Origin of the sequence: Pseudomonas sp. NPDC086251, from assembly GCF_044746405.1 — a bacterium.
Classification (GTDB): Bacteria; Pseudomonadota; Gammaproteobacteria; order Pseudomonadales; family Pseudomonadaceae; genus Aquipseudomonas.
In genome coordinates this window covers 22,558-48,986 of sequence record NZ_JBIVBY010000020.1, presented here as the reverse complement: position 1 = coordinate 48,986, position 26,429 = coordinate 22,558, and the positions used below count along the sequence as shown (strand labels likewise).

The 26,429-nt window shown below is 60.0% G+C and carries 27 protein-coding genes; 12 read left to right on the top strand and 15 right to left on the bottom strand.

Annotated features, from left to right (window positions below):
- Nucleotides 1-161: 161 nt before the first annotated feature.
- Nucleotides 162-1,289, top strand: coding sequence for a sensor histidine kinase (locus tag ACIPL2_RS22270; protein ID WP_401359733.1), 1,128 nt, complete (start codon nt 162-164; stop codon nt 1,287-1,289).
- Between the two features lie 141 nt (nt 1,290-1,430).
- On the opposite strand, the gene ACIPL2_RS22265 is transcribed toward ACIPL2_RS22270, so the two are convergent.
- Nucleotides 1,431-1,736 (bottom strand): chaperone modulator CbpM, encoded by a 306-nt coding sequence (locus tag ACIPL2_RS22265; protein WP_401359730.1) that lies wholly within the window; start codon nt 1,734-1,736, stop codon nt 1,431-1,433.
- A 23-nt stretch (nt 1,737-1,759) separates the two neighbouring features.
- Nucleotides 1,760-2,707: a DnaJ C-terminal domain-containing protein gene (locus tag ACIPL2_RS22260; protein ID WP_401359727.1), complete on the bottom strand. Its 948-nt coding sequence runs from the start codon at nt 2,705-2,707 to the stop codon at nt 1,760-1,762.
- Between the two features lie 433 nt (nt 2,708-3,140).
- On the opposite strand from ACIPL2_RS22260, the gene ACIPL2_RS22255 reads away from it, so the two are divergent.
- Nucleotides 3,141-4,415, top strand: a complete 1,275-nt coding sequence (locus tag ACIPL2_RS22255) for an Hsp70 family protein (RefSeq protein WP_401359724.1) — start codon at nt 3,141-3,143, stop codon at nt 4,413-4,415.
- 133 nt (nt 4,416-4,548) lie between these two features.
- Here the strand turns inward: ACIPL2_RS22255 and ACIPL2_RS22250 are convergent, their stop codons facing one another.
- The 3 genes from ACIPL2_RS22250 to ACIPL2_RS22240 form a co-directional block, all read right to left on the bottom strand.
- Nucleotides 4,549-5,562: an AI-2E family transporter gene (locus ACIPL2_RS22250; RefSeq protein ID WP_401359722.1), complete on the bottom strand. Its 1,014-nt coding sequence runs from the start codon at nt 5,560-5,562 to the stop codon at nt 4,549-4,551.
- A gap of 244 nt (nt 5,563-5,806) precedes the next feature.
- Nucleotides 5,807-6,112 (bottom strand): PsiF family protein, encoded by a 306-nt coding sequence (locus ACIPL2_RS22245; RefSeq protein ID WP_401359719.1) that lies wholly within the window; start codon nt 6,110-6,112, stop codon nt 5,807-5,809.
- A 63-nt stretch (nt 6,113-6,175) separates the two neighbouring features.
- The gene (locus tag ACIPL2_RS22240; RefSeq protein ID WP_401359717.1) at nt 6,176-6,970 is read right to left on the bottom strand and encodes an AraC family transcriptional regulator; all 795 of its coding nucleotides are present in this window, start codon (nt 6,968-6,970) and stop codon (nt 6,176-6,178) included.
- 96 nt (nt 6,971-7,066) lie between these two features.
- Here ACIPL2_RS22240 and ACIPL2_RS22235 point away from each other — a divergent pair, with 96 nt between their 5' ends.
- Nucleotides 7,067-7,954, top strand: coding sequence for a DMT family transporter (locus ACIPL2_RS22235; RefSeq protein WP_401359714.1), 888 nt, complete (start codon nt 7,067-7,069; stop codon nt 7,952-7,954).
- Between the two features lie 113 nt (nt 7,955-8,067).
- On the opposite strand, the gene ACIPL2_RS22230 is transcribed toward ACIPL2_RS22235, so the two are convergent.
- From ACIPL2_RS22230 to ACIPL2_RS22220, 3 genes are all read right to left on the bottom strand, one after another.
- Entirely contained in the window at nt 8,068-8,958 is an 891-nt protein-coding gene (locus ACIPL2_RS22230) for an alpha/beta fold hydrolase (RefSeq protein ID WP_401359711.1), read from the bottom strand.
- Nucleotides 8,959-9,066: 108 nt separating this feature from the next.
- A complete protein-coding gene (locus tag ACIPL2_RS22225; protein ID WP_034149667.1) occupies nt 9,067-9,372 on the bottom strand; it encodes a multidrug efflux SMR transporter in 306 nt (101 codons plus the stop codon).
- The gene (locus ACIPL2_RS22220) at nt 9,373-10,011 is read right to left on the bottom strand and encodes an FMN-dependent NADH-azoreductase (RefSeq protein ID WP_401359708.1); all 639 of its coding nucleotides are present in this window, start codon (nt 10,009-10,011) and stop codon (nt 9,373-9,375) included.
- A gap of 104 nt (nt 10,012-10,115) precedes the next feature.
- Here ACIPL2_RS22220 and ACIPL2_RS22215 point away from each other — a divergent pair, with 104 nt between their 5' ends.
- Both ACIPL2_RS22215 and ACIPL2_RS22210 read left to right on the top strand, forming a co-directional pair.
- Nucleotides 10,116-11,066, top strand: coding sequence for a LysR substrate-binding domain-containing protein (locus tag ACIPL2_RS22215; RefSeq protein WP_401359705.1), 951 nt, complete (start codon nt 10,116-10,118; stop codon nt 11,064-11,066).
- 90 nt (nt 11,067-11,156) lie between these two features.
- Nucleotides 11,157-11,687, top strand: coding sequence for a bacterioferritin (locus ACIPL2_RS22210; protein ID WP_059405774.1), 531 nt, complete (start codon nt 11,157-11,159; stop codon nt 11,685-11,687).
- Between the two features lie 102 nt (nt 11,688-11,789).
- Here ACIPL2_RS22210 and ACIPL2_RS22205 read toward each other — a convergent pair whose 3' ends face one another.
- On the bottom strand, nt 11,790-13,865 hold the full coding sequence (locus ACIPL2_RS22205) for an AsmA family protein (RefSeq protein WP_401359701.1): 2,076 nt from the start codon (nt 13,863-13,865) through the stop codon (nt 11,790-11,792).
- A gap of 387 nt (nt 13,866-14,252) precedes the next feature.
- On the opposite strand from ACIPL2_RS22205, the gene ACIPL2_RS22200 reads away from it, so the two are divergent.
- From ACIPL2_RS22200 to ACIPL2_RS22170, 7 genes are all read left to right on the top strand, one after another.
- Entirely contained in the window at nt 14,253-14,765 is a 513-nt protein-coding gene (locus ACIPL2_RS22200) for a hypothetical protein (RefSeq protein WP_401359699.1), read from the top strand.
- 173 nt (nt 14,766-14,938) lie between these two features.
- Nucleotides 14,939-15,571: a TetR family transcriptional regulator gene (locus ACIPL2_RS22195; protein WP_401359697.1), complete on the top strand. Its 633-nt coding sequence runs from the start codon at nt 14,939-14,941 to the stop codon at nt 15,569-15,571.
- Between the two features lie 271 nt (nt 15,572-15,842).
- Nucleotides 15,843-16,343: an urease accessory protein UreE gene (gene ureE, locus ACIPL2_RS22190; protein ID WP_401359695.1), complete on the top strand. Its 501-nt coding sequence runs from the start codon at nt 15,843-15,845 to the stop codon at nt 16,341-16,343.
- Nucleotides 16,340-17,014, top strand: coding sequence for an urease accessory protein UreF (locus tag ACIPL2_RS22185; protein WP_401359692.1), 675 nt, complete (start codon nt 16,340-16,342; stop codon nt 17,012-17,014). Before ureE ends, ACIPL2_RS22185 begins: the two co-directional genes overlap by 4 nt.
- Nucleotides 17,015-17,051: 37 nt before the next feature.
- Nucleotides 17,052-17,666, top strand: a complete 615-nt coding sequence (gene ureG, locus ACIPL2_RS22180) for an urease accessory protein UreG (RefSeq protein ID WP_059405780.1) — start codon at nt 17,052-17,054, stop codon at nt 17,664-17,666.
- A 40-nt stretch (nt 17,667-17,706) separates the two neighbouring features.
- Nucleotides 17,707-18,279, top strand: a complete 573-nt coding sequence (locus tag ACIPL2_RS22175; RefSeq protein WP_401359689.1) for a HupE/UreJ family protein — start codon at nt 17,707-17,709, stop codon at nt 18,277-18,279.
- Between the two features lie 191 nt (nt 18,280-18,470).
- Nucleotides 18,471-19,598 carry an AGE family epimerase/isomerase gene (locus ACIPL2_RS22170; RefSeq protein ID WP_401359687.1) on the top strand — a complete coding sequence of 376 codons (1,128 nt, stop codon included), beginning with the start codon at nt 18,471-18,473 and terminating at the stop codon, nt 19,596-19,598.
- Nucleotides 19,599-19,699: 101 nt separating this feature from the next.
- On the opposite strand, the gene ACIPL2_RS22165 is transcribed toward ACIPL2_RS22170, so the two are convergent.
- The 6 genes from ACIPL2_RS22165 to ACIPL2_RS22140 all read right to left on the bottom strand — a co-directional run bounded on the left by ACIPL2_RS22165 (nt 19,700) and on the right by ACIPL2_RS22140 (nt 26,308).
- Nucleotides 19,700-20,605: a cation diffusion facilitator family transporter gene (locus ACIPL2_RS22165; protein ID WP_401359685.1), complete on the bottom strand. Its 906-nt coding sequence runs from the start codon at nt 20,603-20,605 to the stop codon at nt 19,700-19,702.
- A gap of 176 nt (nt 20,606-20,781) precedes the next feature.
- Nucleotides 20,782-21,549, bottom strand: a complete 768-nt coding sequence (locus ACIPL2_RS22160) for an SDR family oxidoreductase (protein ID WP_401359683.1) — start codon at nt 21,547-21,549, stop codon at nt 20,782-20,784.
- Between the two features lie 972 nt (nt 21,550-22,521).
- Complete coding sequence (locus ACIPL2_RS22155) at nt 22,522-23,238, bottom strand: ABC transporter ATP-binding protein (protein ID WP_401359680.1); 717 nt, start codon at nt 23,236-23,238, stop codon at nt 22,522-22,524.
- Nucleotides 23,235-24,110 (bottom strand): ATP-binding cassette domain-containing protein, encoded by an 876-nt coding sequence (locus ACIPL2_RS22150; RefSeq protein ID WP_401359678.1) that lies wholly within the window; start codon nt 24,108-24,110, stop codon nt 23,235-23,237. The genes ACIPL2_RS22155 and ACIPL2_RS22150 overlap by 4 nt, the downstream gene beginning before the upstream one ends.
- Nucleotides 24,107-25,390, bottom strand: a complete 1,284-nt coding sequence (livM, locus tag ACIPL2_RS22145) for a high-affinity branched-chain amino acid ABC transporter permease LivM (protein ID WP_401359675.1) — start codon at nt 25,388-25,390, stop codon at nt 24,107-24,109. The genes ACIPL2_RS22150 and livM overlap by 4 nt, the downstream gene beginning before the upstream one ends.
- 3 nt (nt 25,391-25,393) lie before the next feature.
- A complete protein-coding gene (locus ACIPL2_RS22140) occupies nt 25,394-26,308 on the bottom strand; it encodes an ABC transporter permease subunit (protein ID WP_076028845.1) in 915 nt (304 codons plus the stop codon).
- Between the last annotated feature and the right edge of the window lie 121 nt (nt 26,309-26,429).

Sequence of the window (26,429 nt, the reverse complement as noted above, 5' to 3'; positions counted from 1 at the left end):
CGCCGCCAAATAGCGTTTAATCCGCGAAGATGAACCCCTACGCGCGATGAAGCTGTTGAAAAAATTGAGGAAATATCCGACGGCATCAGCGGTCGTGTTTTTCTCGCCAAAGGCGCTACTATTCGACTCGTCGTCCCTCGATTCATGCTCAGGTAACCGCCATGCGCCTTTCCGAATTCATCGTCCAGCACGTAGACCGCATCGTCGATGAATGGGAGCAGTTCGCTAAAACTATCACCCCGGCCGCCGAATCCATGGATCGCGCCGCGTTGCGTGACCACGCAAAGTCGATCCTGCTGGCCGCTGCGCGGGACATGAGCAAGCCTCAGACCGCCAGCGAGCAACTGGCGAAAGCCCGTGGCGAAGGCCCGGAAAAAACCCCGAGCCTGGACGAGGCCGGTGCCAGCCATGGTGAGCTGCGCCATACCGTGGGGTTTGACCTGGTGCAGATGACCAGTGAATTCCGCCACTTGCGCGCCTGTGTCATTCGCCTGTGGGTCGACAGCCTCGAGTCCCCGGACATGTCCTATTTCCAGGACATGATCCGCTTCAACGAAGCCATCGACGAAGCCCTCGCCGAGTCCACCGCTGCCTATGCCGAGCAGGTCAATCGCTCGCGGGACATCTTTTTGGCCATCCTCGGCCACGACCTGCGTGCGCCCCTGCAAGCGGTGAGCATGTCCACCGAAATGCTGCTGCGCAAAACCACCCTCGAAGGCGACGCACTGACGTGCGCGAACCACATCAAGCGTGGTACCCGGCACATGGCGATGATGGTCAGCGATTTGCTGGAACTGGTGCGCAGTCGCCTGGGCAAGAACCTGCCCATCGAACCGGCCCCGATGGACCTGGCCGAAGCTGCCCATGAAGCGATAGCCCAGGCCTGTGCCGGTCATCCCGAATGTGATCCGACCATTGATATCCAGGGCGATACCCGGGGGGTGTGGGACCCAAGAAGACTCGACCAGATGCTGCAGAACCTGATCGGCAACGCGTTGCAGCATGGATCGAGCAAGCGCGACGTCACCTTGACCCTCACGGGCGATACCGACAGCGTGCGACTGACCGTGCACAACGACGGCATACCGATTCCGGCCGACGCTATCGCGACGATTTTCGACCCGCTGGTGCGCAGCGCCGACGAAGAACTGGGTGAACCCACCACCAGCCTCGGTTTGGGGTTGTTCATTGTCAAGGAAGTGGTCAACGCCCATCGAGGGACGATTGAAGTCAGTTCCAGCGAGGCCGATGGCACGTTGTTTACGGTGGTGCTGCCCAAGAAGGTGTAATCCCGGGAGACCGCATTATCGTTCTTCGCGAGCAAGCCCGCTCCCACATTAAAACGGGTTCTTACAGGTGGAATGCGGTCAAATGTGGGAGCGGGCTTGCTCGCGAAGGGGCCCTGTCAGGCGACACAAAACTATCAACGACTACTCCACCACCAACCGCCCCAACCGCTGCCTCAACATCCGGTTCTCCGCCCGCAGTTGCTGGACCTCTTCCAACAGATCCAGCGCCAAAGCCACCCCCTCCCATTCCAGTTCCAGGTCTCGGCGCAGTTTGGCGGCGCGCTTGGCCAGCGCCAGCTCATAGTCGGTGAACCGCCAATCCTTGGGCTGTGTGCCCTGAGGTTCGAGGATGCCGTGTTCGACGATTTCGATCACGTAGACGTCCGACAGGTCGGTCGCCTCACAGAATTCTGCCATGTCCAGTTGAACGATCAGGGGATTGCTCATGGTGGGCTACTCCGTCTCTGGGATCAGAAGTTTTCTCGCGGGTTGAACGCGGCTTTTTCGGCCAGTTCCTGCCACAGCGCCTTGACCTCATCGCTGGAGGTTTTCGGCATAACGGCCTTCAGTTGCACGAACAGGTAACCGCGCTCGCCGGCCTTGTTCAGCAGGCCGTGGCCCTTGGCGCGCATGCGCTGGCCGTTCTGGCTGCCGGCCGGGACCTTGAGGTTGATCTTGCCGGTCAGCGTCGGCACCGCGACTTCGGTCCCCAATGCCAGCTCCCAGGGAGCCAGCGGCAAGGTAATGATCAGGTTCTCGCCTTCCACGTCGTATTTCGGATGCGGCGCGAAACGGATGATCAGGTACAAATCGCCATTGGCACCGCCACCGACACCCGGTGCGCCCTGCCCCTTGAGGCGGATGCGCTCGCCGTCGGCGACGCCGGCCGGGATTTTCACGTTCAGGCTTTTGCTGGTGTTGCTGACATGCTGGCCGGCAGCGTTGTACTGCGGCACCTGGAAGGTGACCTTCTTCGATTCGTTCGAGAGGGTTTCTTCCAGAAAAATTCCGAGTTCCATTTCCACGTCTTGCCCTCGACGTCCGGTGCTGCGACGCGACTCTCCACCCCCAAAACCAGGACCACGGCTGCCGAAGATCGAACTGAAGAAGTCCGAAAAATCGCCCGAGTCCTGACCACCACCGAAACCACCGGCACCACGCCCCTGCCAACCTGGCGGGCCCTGGAACGGTTGGCCGTGCTGGCCGTATTTGCGCAAGTCGTCGTATTCGGCGCGCTTGTCGGCGCTTTTCAGCGCTTCATAGGCTTCCGAAGCGTCCTTGAACTTGGCCTCGGCGTCCTTTTCCTTGCTGACGTCGGGGTGGTATTTGCGCGCGAGCTTGCGATAGGCGGCTTTGATCGCCTTATCGTCCGCTGTCGGCTCCACACCGAGAATCTTGTAATAGTCTTTGAAGTCCATCGAGAGAATCACCATCCGTTATCAAAATCGCGCCACCGCCGGCAGCATGCACTTATTGCCGGCTGTCGGGTTGACCGATCTCAAGTGCCCTGCCTCATAAGTACGTTCCTTTTTGGCGAGTGGCTGTTGTTGCCAGGCAAGGCGCCGCGACGAGTCATAGCCAGCTATGGCGAGGAGCGGCAACGCAGCATGGCAGCAACAGCCGCCGTCAAAAAGGAACAGTACTTGTGAGGCAGGGCACTATTGTGACCGGGTAGCGCATCAGAAGTTTATATCGGCAGCCGTGGGCTGCCAGGGCCAATGCAGACAAGTTTGGGGCAAAGGATAGTCTTTCAAGGCGCTAATAGCTGAGATTTAGCGGATAGTCGGCCTTCGAATATTCGCCGCACTGGCATACACTGCGCGGCCGTTTTTTAACCGGAACTCGAAAGACATGAAAAACGCATCTCCAGCCCGTGCCTGCGGTATCGACTTCGGCACGTCCAACTCCACCGTCGGCTGGCTGCGCCCCGGCATGGAAACGCTGATCGCGCTGGAGGACGACAAGATCACCCTGCCCTCGGTGGTCTTCTTCAATATGGAAGAACGCCGCCCGGTGTACGGCCGGCTGGCGCTGCACGAGTACCTGGAAGGGTATGAAGGCCGGCTGATGCGCTCGCTCAAGAGCCTGTTGGGTTCCAAGCTGATCAAGCACGACACCAGCGTTCTCGGCACGGCGATGCCGTTCAAGGACCTGCTCGGGCTGTTTATCGGCCAGTTGAAGAAGCGCGCCGAGACCGCCGCCGGTCGCGAGTTCGATGAAGTGGTGCTGGGCCGTCCGGTGTTCTTCGTCGATGACGATGAAATGGCCGACCAGGAAGCCGAAAACACCTTGGTGGACGTGGCCCGTGCCATTGGTTTCAAGGATGTGTCGTTCCAGTACGAACCGATTGCAGCGGCGTTTGACTATGAATCGACCATCGAAAAAGAAGAGCTGGTGCTGATCGTCGACATCGGCGGGGGTACGTCCGACTTCTCGCTGGTGCGCCTGTCCCCCGAGCGCCGCACCCACGACAACCGTCACGATGACATCCTCGCCACGGGCGGCGTGCACATCGGCGGGACCGATTTCGACAAGCAGCTGAGCCTGCAAGGCCTGATGCCGCTGTTCGGCTACGGCAGCCGCATGAAGAGCGGCGCCTACATGCCGACCAGCCACCACATGAACCTGGCGACCTGGCACACCATCAACTCGGTGTACTCGCAGAAGTCGACGTTGGCGCTGGGCAGCATGCGCTACGACATCGAAGACACCGGCGGCATCGATCGCCTGTTCAAGCTGATCGACCAGCGCGCCGGACATTGGCTGGCCATGGAAGTGGAAGAAACCAAGATCCAGCTAACCCACGCCGACAGCCGCCATGTGCCGCTGGACCGCATCGAGCCGGGGCTGAGCGTGGAACTGAGCCGGGCGCTGTTCGAATCGGCCATCGACAACCTGCTGGAGCGCGTGCGCAACAGCGTGACCCAGCTGCTGACCGACGCCAACGTGCGGGTTGATCAGGTGGATACGGTGTTCTTCACCGGTGGTTCGAGCGGGATTCCGGCATTGCGCAACAGCGTTTCGGCGATGTTGCCGAATGCCCGGCATGTGGAAGGGAACATCTTTGGCAGCATCGGTAGCGGGTTGGCGATTGAGGCGGCGAAACGTTACGGCACGATGGATTGACCTGAAACCGAGGCGCGCCTTTCGCGAGCAAGCCCGCTCCCACATTTGACCGCATTCCATCTGGAGGAACTCGATCTAATGTGGGAGCGGGCTTGCTCGCGAAGAGGCCCTGCCAGGCACTACATCCCTGGGATCAAACCATCCCCACCTGCTTCAACTCACTCTTCAGGTACGCGTAATAAATCGGCCCCGCCACCACCCCCGGCAGGCCGAACGCGGCCTCGAACACCAACATTGCCAGCAGCAACTCCCATGACTTGGCACTGATCTGCCCGCCGACGATGCGCGCGTTGAGAAAGTATTCGAGCTTGTGGATAAAAATCAGATAACCCAGCGCGGCCATTGCCACCCAGATCGACAGCGACAGGCCGACGATGGTGATCAGCGTGTTCGACATCAGGTTGCCGATCACCGGCAACAAGCCGAGCAGGAAGGTCAGCACGATCAGGGTTTTGGTCAGCGGCAGTTTGATGCCGAACATCGGCAGGACCACCGCCAGGAAGATCCCGGTGAAGAAGGTGTTGAGCAGGGAAATCTTGATCTGCGCGAACACGATGTTGCGAAATGCCTGGACCAACAGGTGCAGGCGGTCGAACAGCGCGGCGGCCAGTGGCTTGCGCTTGGTCACGTCCGGCACGCGCTGCAAGGCAATGATCGCCCCCAATACCATGCCGATCAGCAGCGTCACGAACATGTGCGCCGCGTCCTTGCCCACCAGTTGCAAGTCACTGAGGTGTTTGCTCATCCACTCGCCGATGGCCACGCGGAACTCGGCGGCACTGGCCGGCAGATAAGCGTCGATGAACGGCGGCAGTTGCCCGCGTGCGCGGTCGACCACGTGCATGAATTTGTCGAGGGAGGCGCCGGGGTTTTCCGCTTCGTGCAGCAGAAAGCTGATGGCACCGGCGAAGATCAGCGTCAACACGCTGACCACCAAGGTGCCCAGCAACGCCACCGCCAGCCAACGTGCACGCCGACCTTCGATCAGCCGCTGCAATTGCGGGGTGAGCATGTTGACCAGTTCAAACACCAGGAGCCCGGCCAGCAGGCTGGGCAGCAGGCGCAGCGGAATCACCAGCAGCAGCCCACCGAAAATTATGACCCAACTGATTAGCAGCAAAACTTGGCGTTGAGAAAACGTTGGCATACAGCCTCAAAACGAACGGCGTAAAAGGATTGGCAGTCTGCCAGCGTTCTGATGTCAGCACTAGGGATTGTGTAGGTCGACCTTGGTGGGGGGCTCTGGCTAGTTTTTGCAGCGTCCCTGCCGGCCTCTTCGCGAGCAAGCCCGCTCCCACATTCGACCGCATTCCATCTGGCGAAACTCGATCTAATGTGGGAGCGGGCTTGCTCGCGAAGAGGCCAGTAGGGTCACCGCAAATATCTCCTACTTATTTATTCTTCAGACAGTTACTCATGAACGCCTTGCGCTCATCACCCTTCAAGGCTTTGGTGGCGGCGTCGGCGTTGCAGGTTTTCATCTTCTCTTGCTGCGGGGTCAGGGTCTTCGCGTCGTTGGCGGCGGGCGCCGCTTTCAGGCATGTGCTCATGAATGTCTTGCGCTCATCGCCCTTGAGGCTTTTTGCGGTAGCGTCGGCGTTGCAGGTGGTCATTTTGTTCTGTTGGGCCGTGGCGGCGAAGCCCTGGGAGCAGAGCAGCAAGCCGATCATCAACAAAGGGACACGCAACATCTTCATGGAGTTTTCTCCTTTTACCGCACCGAGGGGCACGGCCTCGTTGTGCAGTGTAGACAAAGCCTGTTACGCCTTCCTGCCCTCAAGCTGGCTGCGTCGGTACTGTTCCGGCGTGCACCCGGCCTGACGCTGGAACATCGCAATAAACGCCGAGCCGGTGCTGTAACCCATGTCGAAGGCGATTTCCTGGATGCTGCGTGGGCTGTCCAGCGCTTCAATCGCCGCCAGAAACCGCAAGCGCTGGCGCCACTCGCCGAAACTCATGCCCAACTCGCGGACGAACTGCCGTGCCAGCGTGCGTTCGCTGACATGGATCTGCGCCGCCCACTCCGCCAAGGGCCGGTTATCCCCAGGCTCGGCCTGCAAGGCTTCGAGTATCCCGAGCAGCCCGGCGCTACTGGCGTAGGGCAAGTAGCACTCATGCACCGGCGCCTGTTGCAGCTGATCCACCAGCACTTGGGCCAGTCGCTTGTCAGCGTCCTGCTCGGGGATCTTCACGTCCCGGGCAGCAAAGTCTTTGAGGATCGCTTTGAGGATGTCGCTGATGGCCAGGGTGCAGGCCTGTTGCGGCAGATCGCGGCACAACGGCGGATCGAGACACACCGCGCGATAGTTGATCGGCTGGTTGCTGTAGAAACTGTGCTCGGTCTGCGGCGGCACCCAAACCGCGTATTGCGGCGGCGACATGAAGCGGCTGCCGCCGATTTCCATGTGCAACACGCCGTGGGCCGAATACTCCAGCGTGCCCCACGGATGACGGTGAGCCGAGGCAAAACGGTGCGCGTCAAAGTCGGCATAGCGGAAGTACACCGGGGCCGGCAACTGGCTGAAATCCAGCAGGTCGATGTGTTTACTGGTCATGCTGTCCGTCATCAGGGGCCGATTGTCTGGATCGAAGTATAGGCTTGTATCCAGACAGGCGATAATCACCCCTCATTAACGTTCTGGTTTTATCCGATGCAATACGCTTATCCCCTGCTGGCCATTTTCATCTGGGCCGGCAACACCGTGATTACCAAAATGTCGGCCGGGGCCATCTTTCCCGCCGAGATTGGTTTCTACCGCTGGCTGCTGGCCGGGCTGCTGTTCACGCCCTTTATGCTCAAACCGGTGATCGCCCATTGGCCGCTGATCCGCCCAAACCTGGGCAAGATCTTTGTCCTCGGTGTGCTCGGTATGGCGGTCTATCAAAGCCTGGCGTATTTCGCCGCCGGCCTTACCACGGCGACCAACATGGGCATCATTCTGTCGCTGATGCCATTGATGTCCCTGGCCATGGCGATTGTCAGCCTCGGCCAGCGCCTGACTGCCGGCGCATTGGCTGGTGCGGTGTTGTCGTTCGCGGGCGTGCTGGTGGTGGTGTCGTCCGGCAGCCTCGGCGTGCTGCTGGAGCACGGGGTGAATCTGGGCGACGCGATGATGCTCATCGCGACCCTGGCCTACGCGATCTACAGCACCCTGCTGAAAAAGTGGCAGCTGCGTCTGCCGCCGCTGGTGTTGTTGTATTTGCAGGTGTGGGTGGCGGTGATGGTGCTGTTTCCGCTGTTTCTGTTCTCACAGAAAACCGGCCTGACCCTGCAAAACATTCCGCTGGTGCTCTATGCCTGCCTGCTGGCTTCGATGATTGCGCCGTTGGCGTGGATGCAAGCGGTGGTGCGCCTTGGGCCGAGCCGGACCACGCTTTTTTTTAATTTGCTGCCGTTGATTACTGCGCTGATTGCGGCGGCGGTGCTGCATGAGCAGTTGGCGCTGTATCACCTGGTGGGCGGGATGTTGACGTTGGGTCGGGTGATTCTTTCGGAGCGCTGGACCACAGTTTTAGGCCGCAAGGTTTGTGTTGCCTGATCTGGCGACTTCGCGAGCAAGCCCGCTCCCACATTTGATCGGCGTCGTCCGGATGGCTGCGGTCAAATGTGGGAGCGGGCTTGCTCGCGAAGAACGATGACTCGGTCTACCGGTTAAACCCCTGCCGCTTTCAACCGCGCCGCATGCTCGACAAACAACCGAATCGGCTCAGCCCCCTTCCCCACCAACCCCAACGACTGATTAACGATATCGAAGTGATCCATCGGGTACTCATCGCCAATCACCGTCCCCAGGTGCGAGCTGTAACGCCCGACCATCCCGTCGCAATGCCCGGTTTCCCGAACGAAGGTCTTGGCAAACAACCGGCAACTGCGATTCGTCCCATCGAACAGATTGCGCCCGCGATCGGTCTTGCCCGGCTGCAACGTCCCCGACCAGGAGTAATACCGTACGCCGTTGACCTCTTCCGGCCCATGCCCGCCCCACGTCTCGGGAAGGCCCTGTGGATAACGTTGATTGAACAGCGTCACGCCTTCCGTCGTCAGCGAATGATGGGAGGCATGGACATCCACCGGCAATTTCGGCCCGCGATAGCCGGTTTCCAGCAGGCTCATCAGCGCCGCGATCCAGCGCAGCAAAACGCTCAGGATCCGGCCCTTGGCGCTGTCTCCCGGATAGTGTTTGTGCAGGTAATCCGCCAGCTCCGACCCGTGATTGGGCCCGGCCACCGAAGTGACCGAGGCGACCCGGTCCGGGCGTTTGGCGGCGGCGTAGCGCGCGGCCAGCGAACCTTGGCTGTGGCCGATCAGGTTGACCTTCTCGGCCCCGGTTTCCCGGAGGATTTCCTCGATCCGCGCCAGCAGCTGCTCGCCGCGCACTTCGCTGGAATGCAGTGGCGAGACCTGCACCGCAATCACCGTGGCGCCATCCCGGCGCAGCGCCGCAATGATCCCGTACCAGTACGGATAGAGCAGCAGACGGATAAACCCGAGCATTCCCGGGACCAGCACCAACGGGTAACGCGTGGCGGAACCTTGCGACATGGGCGGACTTCCTTGTGGTCGGTGAGGTGACGCAAGGCTGAATGCAAGACACCCGCCAAGCATCATCACCGAAGATGACAACTCGACGACCAGTCTATGACATCCGCCCTATTTCAGCCCCACCACGCCTGCCACGATAAGTCCGACCGACACCAGTTTGACCGCCGTCAGGCTTTCACCGAGCAGCGCGAAGCCAAGAAACACCGTGCCCAGGGAACCGATCGCGGTCCAGATCGGGTAGGCAATACTGACCGGCAACTCGCGCATGGCCAGGGTCAGGAAGTAGATCCCGCCCACTGCCGCCACGACGGTGATCAGCGACGGCCAGAGCCGGGTGAAACCTTCGGCGTACTTCATGCCCATGGCGAAGGTGACTTCGAACCCGGCGGCGATCAGCAAAAACAACCAGGCCATCTAGAACTCCCTGGCCAGCGCCAGCAATCGCTGCTCGGCCTCGGCCGCCGAAATCTGGAAGGTCCGTTCGGCAGATTCTTCGCCCTCGGCGGCCACCACGGTGACGTCGGTGATGCCGATGAATCCCAGCGCCGTGCGTAATAGCGGATCGGCATGGTTCAACGCTTCCAATTCACCGCCCGGGCCAAAACCAAACCCGCCGCGACTGGTGACGATCAAGGCTTTTTTGCCTCGCACCAGCGGCTGGTACTGGGCGACGCCATTGTCGAGGGTGTGATTGAAGGTCAACCCAAGTCGCACGATCTGATCGATCCAGGCCTTGAGGCCGCTGGGCACGCTGAAGTTGTGCATGGGCGTGGAGATCACCAGCAAATCGTGACCGAGCAATTCGCCCACCAACTCATCGCTGAACGCCAGGTCAGCCTGCATCGACAGCGGCCGGGCATCGGGCTCGGGGTAAAACGCGGCGGCGACAAAAGCTTCGTTGACCGGTGGAATCAATGCCCGGCCGACTTCGCGACGAGTCAGCTGCGATTGAGGGTTGAACGTCTGCCAGGCCGACAGAAATACCTCGGCCAAACGACGGGAGTGTGAACGGTCGCCACGGGGACTGGCGTGAACGGCAAGAATTCTGCTCATCTGAATCTCCTTAAGGACTAAACTGCTTGTGGCTGTCAGCTTGAAGCTCCTTGCGGCCTCCCTTCAAATGAGTAGAAATCAGTCTGGATGAATCCATTTCATCCATGGAGTTCTCAATGTTTGCTTCGCTGCCGCTGACCGCCCTGCGTGCTTTTGAATCCGCCTCGCGCTTGTTGAGCTTCAAGGCGGCCGCTGAAGAACTCTCGGTGACGCCGACGGCGGTGTCTCATCAGATTCGTTCGCTGGAGAGTTGGTTGGGTGTGCCGCTGTTCGAGCGACTGCCCAGGCAAGTGCGGCTCACCGACTGTGGCGAGCGGCTGTTCCGCAGCTTGCACGGGGCGTTTCTGGAAGTGGCGCAAAGCGTCGACACCTTGCGCCCGCAGCGCAGCGGCGCGAGCCTGACAATCTCCACCACCGCGGCCTTCGCCGCGTTATGGCTGGTGCCGCGCCTGGGACGGTTCTACGCCCGCCACCCGAACATCAGCCTGCGGCTCGACACCCATTGCGAGGTCATCGATCTGCATCAGGACGCCAGCGTCGATCTGGTGGTGCGCTACAGCCTCGACGACTATCCAAACCTTTACGGGCTGTGCCTGTTCGATGAATCGTTTGCGGTGTATGGCTCGCCGGAGCAAGTGGCGCTCGCCGCTGATCAGGCACCCACGCTGATCAGCGTGCGTTGGCACAACTCCAAGCTCTATGCCCAAGGCTGGGAAGCCTGGTGCGCGCAGTCCGGCGAGGCCTGGCTGACAGGGCAACCGGCCGTGCGTGAATACGACGAAGAGCATTACGCCCTGCAAGCGGCGATTGCCGGGCAAGGCCTGGTGCTGGCGAGCAGTATTCTGGTGTCGGAGAGCGTGGCCAACGAGTTGCTCGTGGCTTATCGGGGCGATGTTCAGGTTGACGGTGCCGGCTATGCCGCACTGTGCGTACCGGGTCGCGAGCGACATCCGCCGGTCCGGGCGTTTTTTGCGTGGTTGCGCGAAGAGGCGGCGCTGTCAGGCCTGTTGCCCAGATCGCAGGCGGCGATCTCTGACGCTCAGCAAATTACTTAAAACTTTCGCTGCGCTCATCACTCACACCTTAAGTAGCGATCACGTCCTCAGAGGCGTGACGCCCACCGGATTAGCCTCCAGGAGATCGAGATGAGCGACATGCATTTGTCTGATGTAACCACCCTCCGCGAGCGTGCGCGCAAGAACGTCGAGAATGGCGCGGTGACCGAAAGCTACAGCGCCGACCGTGAAGAAGTGCTGCGCCTGCTCAACGCCTCGCTGGCCACCGAACTGGTCTGCGTGTTGCGCTACAAGCGCCACTACTTCATGGCGAACGGCCTGAAAGCCCAAGTCGCCGCCGACGAATTCCTCGAACACGCGACCCAGGAAGCCGAACACGCCGACCGACTGGCCGAGCGCATCGTGCAATTGGGCGGAGAACCGGAGTTCAACCCTGACCTGCTGTCGAAAAACTCCCACGCTCAGTACGTGGCTGGCAATTCACTCAAAGAGATGGTCTATGAAGACCTGGTCGCCGAGCGCATCGCCATCGACAGCTACCGCGAGATCATTCAGTACGTGGGCGAAAAAGACCCGACCACCCGGCGCATCTTCGAAGACATCCTGGCTCAGGAAGAAGAGCATGCCGATGACATGGCCGACCTGCTGAGAGATATGTAGCACCCGATAGACCGCCTTCGCGGGCAAGCCTCGCTCCTACAGGTCACTACAAAACCTGTAGGAGCGAGGCTTGCCCGCGAAGAGGCCCTCAAAGCCACCCAATCACTTGGTCGGCTTGACGGTCACTGGCGCCTTGCCGGCCTTCATCTGCTCCAACAACGGCGCACACTGATTCGGCTCGCCCCCGCTCGGCGCCACCAGCGCCAGCAACCCCGCCGCCGGCGCGGCAATCACGCCCAACGCCACCATCCCGGCCCCGCGCAACATCAATGGCACAGCCTTCACCCCCGCATCTGGCTTGATGAACTTGCCCCGCACATACAGCGGTGAACGCAACGAAATCAGGCGCCAGCCTTTCGATTCAGGGGTAATGGTCAGGTCCAGTTGCTCGGTAGCCATGTTCGCCGTGCCATCGATATAGATGATCGCGTTCTCGGTATCAAACACAAACAGCCGCGTCGTCGCCAACCCGGTCTTGATGTCGAAGTCGGCCGCCGCGCAGTTGATCTTCACTTCCTTGTCACCAAAGATCTTGCCGACCACGTAGTTACCCACGTTCAGCCCCGCCAGTTCCATCAACTCGCGGCTGATCGCGCCGTCGTTGATCAGCATTTTCAGATTGCCATTGGCGCTGCCCAGCAATTTGGCCACCGAGTTGCCGCGACCGGTGATATCGGCATCGCCATTAAGCTCGCCGAAGCTGGTTTTCATCGGTTCAAAGGTCGGGAACAACTGCTTGAGCTTGAACTTGCGCGCGGTCAGTTTGGCCCGGCCTTCCAGTGGCTCGGTGTGACCATTCAAGCGGATCTGCGCATCCAGCGTGCCCCCCGCCACGCCGAAGCGCAGCGGTTCGAGGCTGAGCACGCCGTCGGTGAGTATCAGGTGGGTGTAGAGATCCTTGAACGGCAACTTTTCGCTATGGACGATGCGCTTGCCGGTGAATTCGACATCGGCGTCCATGTCGCGCCAGCGATCGGTCTTGAACTCTTCGACCGGCAACACCTTGTCCGCTGGCTGTTTGCTTTCACCGCCACGGGCCTTTTGCTTGGCGTTGGAGTCGGCGCCGATCAGCGGTGCGAGGTCGGTAAACAGCAGCTGATTGGACACCAGCGAGCCGCTGAGTTTGGGCCGTGGCTGGCTGGCGACGTAGGCCAGGCTGCCATGGATGTCGCTCTCACCGATCTTGCCGTTGAACTCTTCATAGCGAAATTGCGCGCCGTCCGCCTCGTGCAGCTTGGCGATCAGGTGACCGTCGGTGGCATACGGCGGGGTGTCCGGCAGGGTTACGCCGGTCAGCGGATAGAGATTGCCCAGGCTGTTGCCGGCCAGTTTCAAGCGCAAATCCAATGCGCCAAGGTTCAACGGGTCGGTCAAGGTGCCGGCGAGTTCGACGCTGGTATCGGCAATCTTCACCTGGGCCTGGAGCGGGAACGGCTTGGCCGCATCCTGCAACGCCAACAGGCCGCCAACCTTGCCGTCGCCAGCCAGTTTCTGGCCGTGGTATTGGCCTTTGACCTTTATGGCAAACGCGTAATCCTGCGGCGCGGCGCCCTTCTCCTGTGCGGTTTTCGCCGCTTTGTCGCCAACGATGTCACTGAACGGAATCGGTTTGCCCAGCGGGTCGATGATCAAGTCCAGCTGAGTTTTAAGGTTCTGATCGTCGAGGGTGACGTGGCCCTTGTCGAAGCCAATCGCGCCGATGTCCACCACCCACGGTGAAGGCTCGGCGTTCGGGTCTTTCGGGTCGAACGTGAAGGTCCAGTTGGCGCGACCATCGGCCAAACGCTGCAAATCGGCATTGGGTTCGGTGAGGTCGATACGCGGGATCACCACACGCTGGGCCAGCAAGGCCAGGGGCGAGATGCGCAGCTCGACACGCTTGAGGGTGACCATCTGCGGTTGCTTCGACCAGTCCGGGTTGCCCAGGCTCAGGTCTTCGGCCACCACATGCGGCCACGGCACCCAGGCGCGCCAGCCGCCTTCATCGAGTTCGCGCCGCCAGACCACCGCCAGGTTGCCATTGATGGCGAACGGGCGGTGCAGCTCTTCGGACACTTTGGCATTGAGCGGTGGTTTGATCCGGTTCCAATCGAAGAACACGATGATCAGAACCAATACCGCCAGCAGGACAACCAGGCTGGCAAAGGTCCAGACAACAATTTTACGAGTGCGCGTCATTGCACAGGGCTCCTGATACGACTGAGCGCCCGGACTGCGACGCATCGATGAAACGTTAGGCCAGAACCGGCCTGCCATGGAATCTACGACTGAAAAACGACTCGCAGGTTTAACCGAAATACCGCTTAACGCTCAAATAATCGGCCGGGAACACCCTGCCCTCCGAATCGAGCGTTACCGCCCCCGCACTTTTGCGAGGCGCGAGTGGGTCGAAAATACCCACCTCGGCGCAAAAACATCCGCCGGAAACGCCCGTTCTAGAGCCTTTCAACGGAACAATCAATTCCGTTGATTATTACCATTGCGTTTATGAACTTTTATATCGACTTATCGAGAGTAGCATTGCCCTCGTACCCACTTTATCGCCCTCCTACGGAGCACCCAATCATGAAACGCCAATTACTGCTTAGCCTTTCCCTCTCTCTTTTAGCCAGCACTGCTTTTGCACTGCCAGCGGCTGACCAGGCTACCCCACAAGTGAAATCCACTCACTCGGTGTTCAGCCAAACCGTCGCTGAAGGTGGTAATGATCGCCTGAAAGAAAAAGGCCTGATCTCTCAAGATGGTTCGGATCGCACTCCACAGGGCCAAACCCTGGCGGCTGACGGTTCCGATCGCACCCCACAAGGCCAAACCCTGGCGGCTGACGGTTCCGATCGCACCCCACAAGGCCAAACCCTGGCGGCCGACGGTTCCGACCGCACCCCACAAGGCCAAACCCTGGCGGCTGACGGTTCCGATCGCACCCCACAAGGCCAAACCCTGGCGGCCGACGGTTCCGACCGCACTCCACAGGGCCAAACCCTGGCGGCCGACGGTTCCGATCGCACCCCACAAGGCCAAACCCTTGCTGAAGGTGGTGGTGACCGTGTAATCGAACGCAACAGCGGCCTGAGCTAAGCGCATGGCGGCCTTGAAAAAAAGCCCAATCCCCGGATTGGGCTTTTGACTTTTAAAGCGTTTGACCTTGTAGAAGTCGCATTTCCCCGCTTGATCCCCTCTATAGTCGTTCGACGCCGGCAAAGCCGATTTGCTAGAGTGCGCCGCTGTCTTATCCAGAAAACACCTTTGCGATGTTGCCCCGCGCCGAACAGAAACAACAGACCCGCAACGCCCTGATGGACGCTGCTCGCCATTTGATGGAATGCGGCCGAGGATTCGGCAGCCTGAGCCTGCGCGAAGTCGCGAAAACCGCCGGGATCGTACCCACCGGTTTCTACCGCCACTTCGCCGATATGGACGAGTTGGGCCTGGTGCTGGTCAGTGAAGTTGGTCAGACCTTCCGTGAAACCATCCGCCTGGTACGCCACAACGAGTTCGTCATGGGCGGCATCATCGATGCCTCGGTGCGGATTTTTCTCGACGTGGTGTCAGCCAATCGCTCGCAGTTCCTGTTTCTGGCCCGCGAACAGTACGGCGGCTCGCTGCCGGTGCGCCTGGCCATCGGCCGTTTGCGCGAAGACATCAGCTCGGACCTCGCGGCTGACCTGTCGCTGATGCCAAAACTGCAACATCTGGACCTCGCCGGCCTGAGCGTTATGGCTGACCTGATTGTCAAAAGCGTGTTCGCGACCTTGCCGGACATCATCGATCCGCCGGCCGAAGCGCTGCCTGAGCACCTGACACCTCAGGCGAAAATCACCCAACAGTTGCGCTTCATCTTTATCGGCCTCAAGCATTGGCAAGGCTTGGGCAGCACCGAATAACTCCTGTGGGAGCGGGCTTGCTCGCGAAGGCGCCGGCACATTCAACATCAATGTTGACTGGCACGACGCCTTCGCGAGCAAGCCCGCTCCCACATGAAACATCGACCTCGCTGCAATTTGGTGCGCCCGACATTCTCCCGCACCAAATCAATTCAAAAATCCGTGGCATTTTGAATCTCTCACTCAACTCCATCAGACATTTCCTACAGATCGCCCGATTGGCAAGCCCCTTGCTCTAGCCTGACTATTGTCTATAGCTGGAAGCCTTCCGATGCTGGTGATTCATCGCAGAATCGACCCTCAACCTGTCTGGGCCGCCGAGTTGCACCTCAACTTCGAAGCCCGGAGCAAAAGCCGTTTGCGCTGTTTCAGTGCCGAAGGTGAAGACGTCGGACTGTTTTTGGAGCGCGGTCAACCGCCGCTGTATGACGGCGAATGCCTGGAGGCAGAGGACGGACGCATCGTCCGCGTCTGCGCCCGCCCCGAACAACTGCTGCACGTCACCTGCGCCAATGCCTTCGAACTGACCCGCGCCGCCTATCACTTGGGCAACCGCCACGTCGCCCTGCAAGTCGGCGACGGCTGGTTGCGCCTGCTCGACGATTACGTGCTCAAGGCGATGCTCGAACAACTGGGCGCCAGCACCGAGCACATCGAAGCACCGTTCCAGCCAGAACACGGCGCCTACGGCGGCGGTCATCACCATTCGCGCCACGGCGACGAAGATTTCAACTACCCGCCGAAACTGCACCAGTTCGGCGTCCGTTTATGAACCCGGCCTGGGCGCTGTTGCGTCTGGCCAGTCCGCAGTTGCCGATTGGCGGCTACAGCTATTCCCAGGGCCTGGAAATGGCGGTGGATAACGGCCGCGTGGATGATGCCGGCAGTGCGCGCCGCTGGATCAGCGATCAGTTGCTGCTCAATCTCGCCCGTTTCGAGGCACCGTTGCTGCTCGCCCATTGCGTGGCCGCGTCCGAGGAAGACTGGGGCGAGCTGCTGCAACGCTGCGAAGAACACCGCGCCAGTCGGGAAACTCGCGAGCTGCATCAGGAAAGTCGGCAGATGGGCTATTCGTTGCAGCAACTGCTCAACGGTTTGCCGGAGCTGGATGCGCCGGCCCGCGCCTTTCTCGAACAACGCCCCGAGCCGCACCTCGCGCTCGGCTGGGCGCTGGCCGCGCGCGCCTGGAATATCAGCCCGCAAGACGCCTTGGCCGCCTGGCTCTGGAGCTGGCTGGAAAACCAGTTGGCGGTGTTGATGAAAACCCTGCCGCTGGGCCAGCAAGCCGCGCAGCGCCTGACCAGCGAACTGTTGCCGCTGCTGCAAGAGGCCCAGCAGAGCGCCAGCCGAATCAAACCCGAACACTTTGGCAGCGCCGCGTTCGGCCTGTCCCTGGCATGCATGGCCCATGAGCGCCAGTACAGCCGACTATTCCGTTCCTAGGGCCTTTTATTTTGGGCCCTTTAATTTGGAGAAGCACATGAACACACAACCTCTGCGCGTCGGCATCGGCGGCCCGGTCGGGTCCGGCAAAACCGCCCTGACCCTGGCCCTGTGCCTGGCTCTGCGCGACCGTTACAACCTGGCCGTCGTCACCAACGACATCTACACCCGCGAAGACGCCGATTTTCTGGTGCGCAACGAAGCCCTGGCGCCGGAACGGATCATTGGCGTGGAAACCGGCGGTTGCCCGCACACGGCGATCCGCGAAGACGCCTCGATCAACCTCGAAGCCGTGGATCAATTGAACCGGCGCTTTCCGGGGCTGGACCTGATTCTGGTGGAGTCCGGTGGCGACAACCTCTCGGCGACGTTCAGCCCGGAACTGTCCGACCTGACGATCTACGTGATCGACGTCTCGGCCGGCGACAAGCTGCCGCGCAAGGGTGGCCCGGGGATCTGCAAATCCGATTTGCTGGTGATAAACAAGGTCGACCTCGCGCCGTTGGTGGGCGCGTCGCTGGAGATGATGGACAGCGACACCCAGCGCATGCGCAACGGCAAGCCCTTCGTCTTCAGCAACCAGAAAACCGGCTTGGGCCTGGAAGAAATCATCGCCTTCATCGAGCGTCAGGGTTTGCTGACCGCCGCCTGATTCGTCATCCACAAAAAGTTATCAACAAGGAAGCTTATCCATGTCACTTAAACGCATTCTCGGCGCCATGGCCCTGCTGCTGACCCCGGCCATCGCCTTCGCCCACCCCGGTCACGGCGACAACGGCTTGATCGCCGGCATCGGCCACCCGATCGGTGGCCTCGATCATTTGCTGGCGATGGTGGCGGTGGGTTTGTGGGCGGCGCAGCAGAAAGGCGCCGCGCGCTGGGCGCTGCCGTGCGCCTTTGTTGGCACGATGTTGATCGGTGGAATGCTGGGTTTTGCAGGGCTGAACCTGCCGGCGCTGGAAGGCGGGATTGCGGCGTCGGTGCTGGCATTGGGGCTGGCGGTGGCGTTGGCGGTGCGTCCGCCGTTGAGCGTCGCAGTCGGTGCTACGGCGTTGTTTGCGCTGTTCCATGGTGTGGCGCATGGGCTGGAGCTGCCTGAGATGTCGAGCCCTTGGGCGTATGCCGCCGGGTTTGTCGCGGCGACGGCAGCTTTGCATGCGGCCGGTTATGCGGTGGTGCGCGTATTGCCTCAGGCGGCGGCGCCGTTGGTTCGGTTGGCGGGTGCGGCTTCGGCGGCGACTGGGGTGTGGTTGCTCGCAGGCTGAAAGCTTTATTGGCTTTGATGGCCTCTTCGCGGGCAAGCCTCGCTCCTACAGGAATTTTGTCGGATCAGACGACGGATAACCTGTAGGAGCGAGGCTTGCCCGCGAAGGCGGCCTATCAGGCATCACAGCTTCCAAGCCGTCCTCTCTGCTACCATGTCGCGCAATCGCCCCTGCCGTGACGACGCCAGCCAATGCCGCATGCTTCCCGCTCCGCCTCCCTGCCTGAATTGACCGCCCTGTTCGCCTCGGTGCAACAGCATTTCCTGGACGTGATCGTGCCGCTCTGGCAAGGCCCCGGCTGGAATGCCGACATGGCGTTGCCCTTTGAGGCCCTCGACGCCGAGCATCAACCGCTGCCTCCTCAACGCTACCGTGCCATGGCCTGTGCACGGCAGCTGTATCTGTTTTCCAGCCTGATCGGCCAGGTGCCGGGCGCCGAAGCGCGTGCAGCGGCGCTGTTCCGTTCCTTGCAGCAGCATTTCCACGACGCCGAGCACGGTGGCTGGTTCTACAGCATCGACCCGCACGGTGCGCCGCTGGATCAGCGCAAAGACCTCTACACCCACGCGTTTATCCTGTTCGCCTGCGCCCACTACTGGGACAAAGTGCGCGAACCGCTGGTGGAATCGGTGCTCAACGCCGCACTCGAAGTGCTTGCGCAACGCTTCGCAACAGGCGACGGCCTGTACGAAGCCAGCCTCGACCGTAACTGGTCGTCGCTGAACACCGGGCCGCTGCAGAACCCGTTGATGCACCTGGCCGAAGCCTTCCTCGCCACGCTGTCCGTGCGCGAAGACGTGGCCGTGCAAGGCGTGCTCGTCGAGTTATGCACAGCTCTGCAGCAGCGTTTTATCGATCCGCACGACGGCGTGTTAATGGAGAAGCCGCTGGGGGCTGTGGATAACTGGTTTGAACCGGGGCATCAGTTCGAGTGGTTTTTCTTGCTGGAATCGTCGCCGCTGCTGCGCGGCTCGGCCTTGCACACGTCTCTGGCGCGCGCGTTTGCGTTCACGGAACAGAGGGGTGTTGATCCACAGACGGGGGCTGTTCGGGCGATGCTCGATCTGGATGGCCAACCTAAAGACGCTACCCAAAGAATCTGGGCGCAAGCCGAATACCTGCGGGCGCTGACCTTGCGACCAGGCAGCGAGACGGCTGTGCTGCATCAGTTGCAGGCGTTGCAACAGCGGTTTCTGCATGCCGGCGGTTGGTATGAGTGTCGCGATGAGCAGGGTGAGGTGAGCCGTCAGGACATGCCTTCGACCACGCCTTATCATCTGGCAACGTGCTATCGCGGATTAGTCGACTATATTCGCTGACTGAGAGATTGCCTTCGCGAGCAAGCCCGCTCCCACATTGGATCGCGTTCCCCTGTAGGAGCGAGCTTGCTCGCGATGATCTCGAAGCGTTCACCGGAAAATCAGGCAATCCACTTCCGGTCCCCGGTAAAACTGATCGTCAGCCATCTCGCCGCATCCGGCTTGCCAAGCTTCGCCGAAATCTCCTCGCGCAAGCGGTCCAACTGCCCCACGCTCTCCAGCCGGTAATGCGCCGGCAACACCACATGAATTTCGATGAAACGCGCGCGCCCGTGCTTCTGCACGTAGGAAACGTAGTCGTCGAAACCATGCTCGAGGGTCGCCGCGTCCATCACCTGGCGCACCTTGTCGTCCAGTTGATCCGGCGCAATCCCCAGCACATCGCGCAAGGCCGGGCCGAGGATTTTGAAGGCCGGGGCGAGCATGCTCAGGGCCAGTAGAATCAGGATCAGCGGGTCGACGTATACCGCCCATCGGTCATAACCCTGCGACTTGAGCAGCAGCGCGGTCAGGAAACTCACCAGCAGGCCCACCGATAGCATCGCGTCCACCAGCCAACTGATGTTGTCGTACTGGATCAGCGTTGATTTGAGCTTTCGATTGCGATGGCGGACGTAGAAGAAATAGGCGAACTCGACAACGGTAAACACCGCCGCGTAGATGATCACCAGCCCGAGCTCGATCTCGCGGCCGCCATTGATGATGCCGAACACACCGTTGAGAAAGGCGTAGATGGCGATCAAGAACAGGAAGCTGCCTTCGATCAGCAGCACCATCGGCTCCAGGTGCCAGAAGCCGAACTGGAAGCGCTGGTTACTTTCCTTGGCGATCAGCTTGGCGGTGATCAGCATCAGGACTTTGATAAAGGTCGCGATCAGCGAAAAAAAACCATCGAACAGGATGGATTGGGCGCCCGAAATAAAACCGGTGACAATCCCGGCGATTGCCACGGCGAGCATCAGGATGGTCGATTGTTTGAGCAGTGACTGCTCACCTCGGTTACTCACGTAACCTCCTCTGAAAACCTTGAAACCGCTAGTTGCGGTGGGGGGTGTTGGGCGAGGAGTCTAGCTTATGAAGTGTTTTGCCTGTGCGGGCCTCTTCGCGGGCAAGCCTCGCTCCTACAGGGATAAGCATTCCTCTGTAGGAGCGAGGCTTGCCCGCGAACGGCCGTTACGCGGTCTTAAGCCTTGGCATTGCGCTCAATGGCAAACCCGCTCCAGGTCTGGCTCACCGGCATCAGCTCCAGGCTGTTGATGTTGATGTGCGCCGGGGCGTTGAGCACCCAGAAAATGGTGTCGGCAATGTCCTGCGGCTGGATCGGCTCGGCACCGGCGTAAGTCGCGTTGTAGCGCTCCTGGTCACCGGCGAAACGCACCAGCGAGAATTCGCTTTCGCACAGGCCTGGCTCGATGTTGCTCACGCGCACGCCAGTACCTTGCAGGTCGCAACGCAGGTTCAGCGAGAACTGTTTAACAAACGCCTTGCTCGCGCCATACACATGGCTGCCCGGGTACGGGTAGCTGCCGGCGATAGAGCCCAGGTTGATGATGCTGGCGCCACGACCATGGGCGATCAAGCGCGGCAACAGCAGACGAGTGCTGTACATCAGGCCTTTGATGTTGGTGTCGACCATGGTGTCCCAATCATCCAGATCGCACTTCGGCGCCGGGTCGACGCCCAGCGCCAGGCCAGCGTTGTTGATCAGCCCGCGCAGTTTGGCGAAGGACGGCGGCAGGTTGGCAATCGCCTCCTCCATGGCCTTGCGGTCACGCACGTCGAGCACCAGGCCATGGACTTCAGTCTGCTTCGACAACTCGGCGCACAGGGCATTGAGGCGCTCTTCACGACGGCCTGTCAGCACCAGTTTCCAGCCAGCCTCGGCAAAACGACGGGCACAAGCTTCACCAAAACCGGACGTCGCGCCGGTAATAAACAGGGTGTTGGACATCGTGTTCTCCTTGCTTCGGCTGACGGGCAGCCATTGGAATAGAAAATCAGCTGGCAGCATGCCCGGCCCGGCTTCGACCGGCAACCATTGCCCTCTGTTTGTAGGAGCTGTCGAGAGAAACGAGGCTGCGATCTTTTGATCCTGTTTTCTAGAAGCAAGATCAAGGGATCGCAGCCTCGTTTCTCTCGACAGCTCCTACAGGGATTGTGTTTTTTGTATGAAAAATGATCAACATCAGGAACGCCATACTGGCCGTGGCTTGCAGCCATGTACACGCACCTTATCCACAGGCCGGTCCACAGTTTCCGGGGGCAAGTGGAAAAGCTGAAACCCGCTGTGTACAAGGCTTTGCGAGCAATTTGGAAATTTTTTTGCTTGACCCTCAATAGCCTGCTGTGTAGCCCCATGGCAATTTGCACGATTGAGGGTAAAACCGACGATGGCGCCAAGCCAGTAACTACGGCCCTCAGCCGAGTCTTTCCAGAGTTTAACCACAGACTTATCCACAGGCCGCCCGACCTCATTTAACCGTACTTTCGTCACCAACAAAAAGGTTGACAAAGCCCGCTCAAGGTCCCGTAAAAATGCCTGATCAAAAAACAACCACATCTCTGCACACCACGGTTTACAAGGCTCTCAGCCAGCTACTCCCACGTTATTCACAGCCAGCTCCACAGCAAACGGGGACAAGTCAAAACCGTGACAAAACAACTATTTGCAGCGGCTTTATGTCGCGGTTTGAGAGCTCGTGAATATTGTTTTCCACAATTTCCCTTTACCTCAAACCACGACGCCTGTAGGAGCTGTCGAGAGAAACGAGGCTGCGATCTTTTGATCCTGTTTTAAAAGCAAGATCAAGGGATCGCAGCCTCGTTTCTCTCGACAGCTCCTACATGTCCCCTACACGTTCATGCAGCCGAGCATAAAAAAACGCCCTGAGTTCGTCAGGGCGTTTTTTATGTTCTTTGCGGCTTAGTGGCCGCCGAGATAAGCGTTACGTACCTCCTCGTTGACCAGCAATTCCTTACCGGTACCGGTGATGCGGATTTCGCCGTTGACCATCACATACGCCCGGTCTGACAGCTTGAGGGCGTGGTTGGCGTTCTGCTCCACCAGGAAGATGGTCATACCGGTGCTCGCCAGTTCCCGCAGGGTCGCGAAGATCTGTTTCACCACGATCGGTGCCAGCCCCAGGCTCGGCTCATCGAGCAGCAGCAGTTTCGGTCGGCTCATCAGCGCACGGGCGATGGCGAGCATTTGCTGTTCGCCGCCGGACATGGTCATGGCCCGCTGGGTGCGGCGTTCCTTGAGCCGTGGAAACAGCTCGAACATACGCTGCATGTCTTCGGTGGCGTACTTGTCACCGATCGGGATGGTGCCCATCAGCAGGTTTTCCTCGACGGTCATGTCGGGGAACACCCGCCGGCCTTCCGGCGATTGAGCGATGCCGTGAGACGCGATGTAGTGAGACGACTTGTGGGTGATATCCACACCCTGATAGATGATCTGCCCGTCCGCCGCCCGTGGTTGACCGAAGATCGACATCAGCAGCGTCGACTTGCCGGCGCCGTTGGAGCCGATCAGGCTGACGGTTTCCCCTTCATTGATGTGCAGCGACACTTTCTTCAGGGCCTGGATCGGCCCGTAAAACACATCCAGTTCCTTCAGTTCGAGGATGGGTTGGCTCATAGCACCACTTCCTCTTCATCGGCGCCCAGGTAGGCCGCAATCACTTTCGGATCGTTACGGATCGCATCAGGTCCGCCCTCGGCAATCACGATGCCGTGGTCCAGCACCACAATGTGGTCGGAAATGCTCATTACCATGCCCATGTCGTGTTCGATCAGCACCACAGTCAGATCATGCTCGTCGCGCAGCAGCCGGATCATCGCGCTCAGCGCTTCGGTTTCCTGAGGGTTGAGGCCGGCAGCCGGTTCGTCGAGGCAGATGATCTGCGGACGGGTGCACATGGCCCGGGCGATTTCCAGACGGCGTTGCTGCCCGTAGGACAACTCGCCCGCCAGACGGTTGGCGCAGTCCACCAGGTCCACCACTTCCAGCCAGTAGAACGCGTGGTCAAGCGCATCGCTTTCAGCCTTGCGATAGCCCTTGGTATTAAGGATGCCGGCCAGCATGTTGCGGTTGACCCACATGTGCTGGGCCACCAGCAGGTTTTCCAGTACCGACATTTCCTTGAACAGGCGAATGTTCTGGAACGTCCGCGCCAGGCCGGCACGGTTCACCAGGTGGGTACCACCGAACATTTTGTAGAATAGGCGACTGGCGAAGGATTTCGGCGAGACGAAATCAACCGGTTTGAACGACTCACCCAGCAGCTGGATGACATTAGTTCGCTCGCCGCGAATGTTCAGTTCAATCTTGCCGCCGGAGGCCTTGTAGAACCCGGTCAGGCAGTTGAACACCGTGGTTTTCCCGGCGCCGTTAGGGCCGATCAGGGCGAAGATCGAGTTGCGGTGGACTTTGAGGCTGACATCGCTCAACGCCTTGATGCCGCCGAAGTGCATCATCAGCTTCTCGACCGAGAGTACGACTTCGCTCATGGCGCTACTCCTTTACGCGGGGCCACACCGGTACGGCTGATCCGAATCAGGCCGCGCGGTCGCCAGATCATCATCAACACCATCAGGATGCCGAACAGCAGCACGCGATACTCCGCGAAGCCACGCAGCAGTTCCGGGGCGACGGTCAGCACGAAGGCTGCAATCACCACGCCGATGGTCGAGCCCATGCCGCCGAGTACCACGATGGCGAGGATCAGGGCCGATTCAAAAAAGGTAAACGAGGTCGGGTTGACGAATCCCTGATAAGTGGCGAAAAACACCCCGGCCAAACCCGCCGTCGATGCACCGATGGTGAACGCCGAGAGCTTGACCAGTACGTGGTTCAGGCCCATGGAGCGGCAGGCGATTTCGTCTTCACGCAAGGCTTCCCAGGCGCGGCCGACCGGCATGCGGGTCAAGCGGTGCTTGATGTGCAACACGGCCAGTACCACAAGGAACAACACCGCGTAGATGAAGTAGTACTTCACGTCGGGGTTATAGGCGATGCCAAAGAACTCATGGAACGGCACCCCGCCCTCTTTCGCTCGCTTGCCGAACTCGAGGCCGAAGAAGGTGGGCAACGGAGCCGCCATGCCGTTCGGGCCGCCGGTCAGGGACAGCCAGTTGTTGAGGATCAGCCGGATGATTTCACCGAACCCCAGGGTCACGATGGCCAAATAGTCACCGTGCAGGCGCAACACCGGAAAACCGAGGATGCAACCGGCAAGGCCCGCCGTGATTGCCGCCAGCGGCAGCACCGTCCAGAAACCCAGGCCGAGGTATTGGTAACCGAGCGCCAGACCGTAGGCACCGATGGCGTAGAACGCCACATAACCCAAGTCGAGCAGGCCGGCCAGGCCGACCACGATGTTCAGGCCCAGACCGAGCAGCACATAGATCAGCCCGAGAATGACCACGCCCAACAGGTAGGAGTTGGAGAAAAACGGGAACACCACGGCAACGACGATCAGCAGCGGGATAATCCAGCGCAAGCGGGATTTGTAGTCAGGTGGCAATACATGGACACCGGAGCCGGTGCTTTCAAAGCCTTCGAGAATTTTCAGGCCCTTGGGGGTTTGCAGGAACAGGCTCAGGGCAAAACGACCAGCCATGACGATGGCGACAATCCAGGCCACTCGAGTGGTTTCCAGATTGAAGCCGTAGCCGTCGAGGACCACGCCGACAATCGGGCCGAACACAATCAGGGCGACAAGGCCGGCAAGAATCGCGTCAACCAGGCTTCTTTTGATATCAATGGTTTTTTTAGTGGTTGAAGACATCGCTTACACCTTCGACACAAGAGGACGGCCGAGCAGGCCTTGGGGCCGAAAGACCAGAACGAGAACGAGCAGCGAGAAGCTGAAAACGTCTTTGTAATCCGAGTTCACCAGACCCGAGAACAGCGACTCGGAAATCCCGAGAATGATCCCGCCGAGCATGGCACCCGGTAGAGAGCCGATCCCGCCGAGTACCGCGGCGGTAAACGCCTTGATCCCGATGATGAAGCCGGCATAGAAGTCGAATGTGCCGTAGTTCATGGTGATCAGCACGCCAGCCAGGGCCGCCATGGCGGCACCGATGATGAACACATAGGAAATCACCCGGTCGGTGTTGATCCCCAGGATCGAGGCCATCTTGCGATCTTGCTGGGTGGCGCGGCACATGCGGCCGAGCTTGGTGTACTTGATGACGTAGGTCAGCAGGGCCATCCCGGCAAACGCTGCGACCAGAATGAAGATCTTGGTGTAGGTCAATTGCACAAAACCTGTGCCGACCTCGACACGCCAGGCCCCCGTGAGCAAGGTAGGAACCCCTTGTTGCTTCGCGCCTTGGGCGATCTGTGCGTAGTTTTGCAGGATCAGCGAAATGCCGATGGCGCTGATCAGCGGTGCCAGTCGGGTGGAGTTACGCAGGGGTTTATAAGCCACCCGCTCGATGACCCAGCCATACACCGCCGTGACGATGATGGTGAAGATCAGTGTGCCAAGCATCAGCAGAGGGAAGGATTCAATACCGAAGTATGCCAGCAGAGCCAGACTGATCGCCGCGAGGTACGCAGAGATCATATAAACCTCGCCATGGGCGAAGTTGATCATGCCGATGATGCCATAGACCATTGTGTAGCCGATGGCGATCAGGCCATAGACCGACCCGAGGGTCAGGCCGTTGACCAGTTGCTGCAGGAAAATACCATCCATAACGCAATCTCACGCATTTGAGAGACTGCACAGAAGCCGGGGGCAACGGACCGGGGTTCAGCCGCCGTTGCAGCACGGATTGTGTGCAGCTCTACGAGAAAAGACAGGTACTGCACGGACA

Coding starts and splice junctions, on each gene's coding strand:
- ACIPL2_RS22245 (WP_401359719.1), bottom strand. CDS start 6,112: ATGAAGATGTTGCGTGTCCCTTTGTTGATGATCGGCTTGCTGCTCTGC.
- ACIPL2_RS22185 (WP_401359692.1), top strand. CDS start 16,340: ATGAACCCGGCCTGGGCGCTGTTGCGTCTGGCCAGTCCGCAGTTGCCG.
- ACIPL2_RS22265 (WP_401359730.1), bottom strand. CDS start 1,736: ATGAGCAATCCCCTGATCGTTCAACTGGACATGGCAGAATTCTGTGAG.
- ACIPL2_RS22230 (WP_401359711.1), bottom strand. CDS start 8,958: ATGTCGCAAGGTTCCGCCACGCGTTACCCGTTGGTGCTGGTCCCGGGA.
- ACIPL2_RS22170 (WP_401359687.1), top strand. CDS start 18,471: ATGCCGCATGCTTCCCGCTCCGCCTCCCTGCCTGAATTGACCGCCCTG.
- ACIPL2_RS22155 (WP_401359680.1), bottom strand. CDS start 23,238: ATGAGCCAACCCATCCTCGAACTGAAGGAACTGGATGTGTTTTACGGG.
- ACIPL2_RS22205 (WP_401359701.1), bottom strand. CDS start 13,865: ATGACGCGCACTCGTAAAATTGTTGTCTGGACCTTTGCCAGCCTGGTT.
- ACIPL2_RS22210 (WP_059405774.1), top strand. CDS start 11,157: ATGAGCGACATGCATTTGTCTGATGTAACCACCCTCCGCGAGCGTGCG.
- ACIPL2_RS22225 (WP_034149667.1), bottom strand. CDS start 9,372: ATGGCCTGGTTGTTTTTGCTGATCGCCGCCGGGTTCGAAGTCACCTTC.
- ureE (WP_401359695.1), top strand. CDS start 15,843: ATGCTGGTGATTCATCGCAGAATCGACCCTCAACCTGTCTGGGCCGCC.
- livM (WP_401359675.1), bottom strand. CDS start 25,390: ATGTCTTCAACCACTAAAAAAACCATTGATATCAAAAGAAGCCTGGTT.
- ACIPL2_RS22270 (WP_401359733.1), top strand. CDS start 162: ATGCGCCTTTCCGAATTCATCGTCCAGCACGTAGACCGCATCGTCGAT.
- ACIPL2_RS22215 (WP_401359705.1), top strand. CDS start 10,116: ATGGAGTTCTCAATGTTTGCTTCGCTGCCGCTGACCGCCCTGCGTGCT.
- ACIPL2_RS22240 (WP_401359717.1), bottom strand. CDS start 6,970: ATGACCAGTAAACACATCGACCTGCTGGATTTCAGCCAGTTGCCGGCC.
- ACIPL2_RS22195 (WP_401359697.1), top strand. CDS start 14,939: ATGTTGCCCCGCGCCGAACAGAAACAACAGACCCGCAACGCCCTGATG.
- ACIPL2_RS22140 (WP_076028845.1), bottom strand. CDS start 26,308: ATGGATGGTATTTTCCTGCAGCAACTGGTCAACGGCCTGACCCTCGGG.
- ACIPL2_RS22250 (WP_401359722.1), bottom strand. CDS start 5,562: ATGCCAACGTTTTCTCAACGCCAAGTTTTGCTGCTAATCAGTTGGGTC.
- ACIPL2_RS22260 (WP_401359727.1), bottom strand. CDS start 2,707: ATGGACTTCAAAGACTATTACAAGATTCTCGGTGTGGAGCCGACAGCG.
- ACIPL2_RS22255 (WP_401359724.1), top strand. CDS start 3,141: ATGAAAAACGCATCTCCAGCCCGTGCCTGCGGTATCGACTTCGGCACG.
- ACIPL2_RS22175 (WP_401359689.1), top strand. CDS start 17,707: ATGTCACTTAAACGCATTCTCGGCGCCATGGCCCTGCTGCTGACCCCG.
- ACIPL2_RS22200 (WP_401359699.1), top strand. CDS start 14,253: ATGAAACGCCAATTACTGCTTAGCCTTTCCCTCTCTCTTTTAGCCAGC.
- ACIPL2_RS22220 (WP_401359708.1), bottom strand. CDS start 10,011: ATGAGCAGAATTCTTGCCGTTCACGCCAGTCCCCGTGGCGACCGTTCA.
- ureG (WP_059405780.1), top strand. CDS start 17,052: ATGAACACACAACCTCTGCGCGTCGGCATCGGCGGCCCGGTCGGGTCC.
- ACIPL2_RS22160 (WP_401359683.1), bottom strand. CDS start 21,549: ATGTCCAACACCCTGTTTATTACCGGCGCGACGTCCGGTTTTGGTGAA.
- ACIPL2_RS22235 (WP_401359714.1), top strand. CDS start 7,067: ATGCAATACGCTTATCCCCTGCTGGCCATTTTCATCTGGGCCGGCAAC.
- ACIPL2_RS22150 (WP_401359678.1), bottom strand. CDS start 24,110: ATGAGCGAAGTCGTACTCTCGGTCGAGAAGCTGATGATGCACTTCGGC.